The sequence below is a fragment of the Rhizobacter sp. P1_G5 genome (genome assembly GCF_056405435.1).
Genome location: NZ_JBFUCB010000461.1, coordinates 1 through 4,980 on the forward strand (window position 1 = coordinate 1; position 4,980 = coordinate 4,980).

Sequence of the window (4,980 nt, forward strand, 5' to 3'; positions counted from 1 at the left end):
CCCCGATCGTGGTCGTGCGTGACGCAATCGCCGGCAACCCCTGCCGGATCCATGACACGGCACTCAAGTGGCGGGCGCTTCGGCCGACAACCCGAACAGCCCTTCACCCCCGCCACGACCCATGCGTTCACTGCGATTGACCCTGGTTCTCCTGATCGGCTCGGGCATTGCCGCGGCCAGCGTGCTGATGGCGGTGTCGCTGTGGGGCGCCGGCACGGCGGCCGGTGCTGCACAGCGCACCTTCGTCGCGAAGGACGTCACCGCCGACATCCTGCCGCCGCCGATGTACCTGATCGAGCTGCGGCTGGTGCTCTCGCAGGCGGTGGAAGGCAGCATCGCCCCCGAGAAGGCACAGGCCGAAGCCGCGCGCCTCGAGAAGGAATACCAGGAGCGCGTCACCTACTGGCGCGCCCACCCGCCCTACGGCCTGGAGGCGCAGTTGCTGGGCCCGCAGCACGAAGCCGCGGTGCGCTTCCTCGAGGCCTCGCGCGCGGTGCTGAAGGCCACCACGACCGGTGACGCGCTCGCCGCGCAGGCCGCCCTGAAGTCGGCCGACGCGCTGTACCTGCAACACCGGGCCGGCGTCGATGCCACGGTCAAGGCCTCGACCACCTTTGCCGACGTGGCCTCGGCCAGCTTCGACGCCACGCTCACGCGCGTGGCCTGGTCGCAATGGAGCGTCTTTCTTGCGGCCACCGTGCTGCTGCTCGGCTTCGGCCGCTTCGCGTGGAAGTCGGTGTGGGGCCAGGTCGGCGGCGAACCGGCCGACGTGGCGGCGGTGGCCAACGCCGTCGCCGCCGGCGACCTGCGCCAGCGCGTGCCGCTGGCGGCCGGCGACGACACCAGCATCATGGCCGCGATGGCGGCGATGTGCGAGCGGCTGACGCAGGTGGTGGCCACCGTGCGGGCCAGCAGCGATTCGATCGCGACCGGCTCGCAGCAGATCGCGCGCGGCAACGCCGACCTGAGCCAGCGCACCGAGCTGCAGGCCGGCAACCTGCAGCAGACCGCCGCGTCGATGGAACAGCTGACCGGCGCGCTCAAAGCCAGCGCCGATGCGGCCCGCAGCGCAGCCCGGCTCGCCGCCGAGGCGGGCGCGGCCGCGAGCCAGGGCGGCGCGGCCGTGCAGCAGGTGGTGCACACGATGGACAGCATCGCCGAGGGCTCGCAGAAGATCGGCCAGATCGTCTCGGTGATCGATGGCATCGCCTTCCAGACCAACATCCTCGCGCTGAACGCGGCGGTGGAAGCGGCGCGTGCCGGCGAGCAGGGCCGCGGCTTCGCGGTGGTGGCCGGCGAGGTGCGCGCGCTGGCGCAGCGCAGCGCCGCGGCAGCCCGGGAGATCAAGGCGCTGATCGGCTCCAGCGTCGAGCGCGTGCAGGCCGGCGCCGAGCTGGTGAACAGCGCCGGGCGCCACATGGGCGGCATGGTCGAACAGGTGCAGCGCGTGGCCGGGCTGATCGCCGAGATGGGCCAGGCCAGCCAGCAGCAGACCGCGGGCGTCGACCAGCTGAACGCCACGGTGGCCGGGCTGGACGAGGCCACCCAGCGCAACGCCGCACTCGTCGAGCAATCGGCCGCTGCCGCCGACAGCCTGCATGTGCAGGCGCATCAACTGGTCGCGGCGGTCGGCATCTTCCGCCTGGCCTGATTCCGCCAAGGTAAGCTCCCCTTCCCCGCTCATCCGGGCGGACAGGGAGTTTCGATGGAACCAACTGCACGCAGCGGCACCGACCGCGCGGCCGGGGTCGACGGCGACACCGCTTGCCACACCGCGCACGATCCCGCGCCCGACCTGCCCATGACCCTCGATCGCGAGCGCTGGCAGCGCCTGAAGGAGCTGCTGGCCGACACGCTCGAGCGCCCACCTGGCGAACGCAGGCGCTGGATCGCCCTCGCCTGCCCCGACGATCCCGCGCTGCGCGCCGAGCTCGAATCGCTGGTCGCGGCGGCCGAAGGCACCGGCCCGCTCGACCGGTCGCCCGCGGCGGGCCTGCTCGATGCGCTGTCGGCCGAGGCCGCCGCGGCACCGCACGATGCCAGCGGCCAGCGCGTGGGCGACTACCGGCTGCTGGCCCTGATCGCCCGCGGGGGCATGGGCGAGGTCTACCGCGCCGAACGGGCCGACGGGCAGTACGAGCAGCAGGTCGCCGTGAAGATCGTGCGCGAAGGCGCCGACACGCGCTTCCTGCTCGACCGCTTCCATGCCGAGCGGCGCATCCTCGCCGCGCTCGACCACCCGAACCTGGCCAAGCTGCTCGACGCCGGCGTGTCGCCCGAAGGCCTGCACTACGTCGTGATGGACCTGGTCGACGGCGGCGTGCCGATCGACGCCTGGTGCGCCGAACACGCGCTGCCGCTGGCCGAGCGGCTGCGCCTGTTCCGCAGCCTCTGCCTGGTGGTCGACCATGCGCACCGGCAAGGCGTGGTGCACCGCGACCTGAAGCCCGGCAACATCCTGGTCGGGCGCGACGGCGTCGTGAAGCTCGTCGACTTCGGCATCGCCAAGCGCCTGGACGCGCCCGCCGCCGATCGCACCACCACCGCGCTGCGCGCGCTGACGCCCGAGTACGCGAGCCCCGAGCAGGTGCGCGGCGAACCGGTCACCGCGGCCAGCGACATCTACTCGCTCGGCGTGGTGCTGTACCGCCTGCTGACGCAGGCCAGCCCCTACGGCCGGGCGACCGACGACCCGTATGCGCTGACGCGCGCCATCTGCGACACCGAACCGCTGCGCCCGAGCCGCGCGCCCGGCGATGCACCGCGCACCCTGCGGCGCCAGCTCGAAGGCGACCTCGATGCGGTGGTGATGAAGGCGCTGCGCAAGGATCCGCTGCACCGCTACGCCTCGGCCGAAGCGATGGCCGACGACCTGTTCCGCCACCTCGAAGGCCTGCCGGTGCAGGCGCGCCGCGGGGCGTGGAGCTACCGGGCCGGCCGCTTCGTGCTGCGCCACCGTGCCGCGGTGGGCGCGGTGATGCTGGCCAACCTGGCGCTGCTCGCCGGCATCGCCTTCGCCGGCTACCAGGCCTGGGAGGCGCAGCGCCAGCGCGAACGCGCGGAGCGGCATTTCGCGAGCGTGCGCAAGCTGGCCAGCTCGATGATGATCCCGATGCACGACGCGATCCGCGTGCTGCCGGGCTCCACGCCGGCGCGCAAGCTGCTGGTCGAGAACGGGCTCGCCTACCTCGAGGGCATCGCGCCCGAGGCGCAGCACGAACCGGCGCTGCAGATCGAGCTGGCGAACGGCTACCGCAACATCGGCGACATCCAGGGCCGGCCGGGGCTGGCGARCCTGGGCGATCCGCAAGCCGCGCTCAAGAGCTACGGTCGCGCGATCGAGCTGCTGGCGCCGGTGCTGGCCGGGCCGCCACCGCACGACGCGGTGTACCGCGACGCGCAGCAGGAGGCGGCGGTCGTGCACCAGCGCGAAGGCGCGGTGCTCGGCTTCACCGGCAAGTTCCCCGAGGCCGAGCGCACGCTGCGCGCCGGCGTCGCGGTGGCCGACGAGCTGGCAGCCGCCGACCCGTCGAACCGCACACGGCGGCTGGTGCGCGCGACGCTGTACGGGCAGCTGAGCCAGGTGCAGATGTTCTCGGGYGACATCGACAMCTWCCTGAAGACCKCGGMCGMYGCCGCCGCGCAGCTGGWGGCRCTGRTCGCGCAGGAYCCSGRCGACMKCGATGCCGGCCTGAACCTSGCRTCSAACTACTCGACGCGCGGCGAACAGCTGATCCAGCGCGACAGCACGGCCGCCAGCGCGCAGCTSGCGCTCGACGCYTTCCGCAAGAGCMYGGCSGTGCTGGAGMMGCTGGYKGCGAAGAACCCGCAGAACACCTCGMTCGCMCGSCACRTCGCGACCRRCCTGGAAAACAYCGCSTGGTGCCTGCGCCGCMTCGGSCAGCCGCGCGAGGCGGTGGCGCAGGCACGGCGCGCGCTCGAGATGATGCGCAAGCTCGGCGGCCAGGATCCGGGCAACACGCAGTTCCAGGCCGACGTCGCCAGCATGCAGACCTCGCTCGGCGAGGCGCTGCTGGCCGACCGCGATGCGCGTGCCGGCGTGGAGGTGCTCAGCGCCGCGGTGGCCTCGTTCGACGCATTGCCGGCCGGCATGCGAGAAGACAACTACGTGCACCACCACCAGGGACTCGCGCACCACCTGCTGGGTGTCGCGCTGCAGGCCCGGCAGCAACCCGGCGATGCCGCCGCGGCCTGCAGCCAGCAGCGGCTCGCGCTGCCGATCCTCGAGGAGATGGACAAGCAGGGCATCCCGCCCGGCGTCACCGGGCCGGCGGCCGTGCGCGAGGCCTTGAAGGGCTGCGGCTAGCGCCGGGTCGATCCTCCCCGATCGAACAGCTTCGGCACCACCGCCAGCACCAGCAGCGCCAGCAAGGTGCTCAGCAAGGCCGTCGACTCCCGGCCCAGCCCGCAGGCCACCCCGATCGCGGCCGTCATGAACACGCCCGCCGCCGTCGTGAGGCCGACCACCTGTTCTTCGTCACGCAGCTTCAGGATGGCGCCCGCCCCGAGGAAGCCGACGCCCGCGACCACGCCCTGGATCACGCGGCTGAGGTCGGCCACCTGCATGCCGCCCTGCTGCGGCACCAGCACGAACAGCGCCGCGCCCATCGCCACCAGCATGTGCGTGCGGATGCCCGCGGCCTTGCCCTGGCTCTGCCGCTCATAACCCAGCACGCCACCCAGCAGCGCCGCGAGCGTCAGCCGCAGCAGCACGCGCGTGATCTGCTCCGGGTCGCCGAGGTCGGAAAACTCGGAGCGCAATGCTCGCATCACCTGATCCATCGACGTTCCCTTGTTCTGCCTCAACAAATGCTACCGCTGTACTTGACGCTCGCCGACCCCTGGCGCAAATTCGCGCCGTCAGCGGAAGTCTCGCTCCACAACAAGTCAAGGGCCGCCATGAGCCAGCCACCGGAGACCTTCACCAAAGGCCAGGAGCTTCGCAGCTTCCTCTTCCTC

3 protein-coding genes are annotated in these 4,980 nt (G+C 72.4%); 2 read left to right on the top strand and 1 reads right to left on the bottom strand.

Going from position 1 to position 4,980, the window contains the following annotated elements; all coding sequences use genetic code 11:
* Positions 1 to 136 precede the first annotated feature (136 nt).
* Together AC1D12_RS24530 and AC1D12_RS24535 are read left to right on the top strand one after the other, a co-directional pair.
* Positions 137 to 1,651 (top strand): methyl-accepting chemotaxis protein, encoded by a 1,515-nt coding sequence (locus AC1D12_RS24530; RefSeq protein ID WP_477843438.1) that lies wholly within the window; start codon positions 137 to 139, stop codon positions 1,649 to 1,651.
* A gap of 54 nt (positions 1,652 to 1,705) precedes the next feature.
* A complete protein-coding gene (locus tag AC1D12_RS24535; RefSeq protein WP_477843440.1) occupies positions 1,706 to 4,327 on the top strand; it encodes a serine/threonine-protein kinase in 2,622 nt (873 codons plus the stop codon).
* Here AC1D12_RS24535 and AC1D12_RS24540 read toward each other — a convergent pair.
* Positions 4,324 to 4,791, bottom strand: coding sequence for an MgtC/SapB family protein (locus tag AC1D12_RS24540; protein WP_477827973.1), 468 nt, complete (start codon positions 4,789 to 4,791; stop codon positions 4,324 to 4,326). The genes AC1D12_RS24535 and AC1D12_RS24540 overlap by 4 nt on opposite strands.
* Positions 4,792 to 4,980 lie beyond the last annotated feature (189 nt).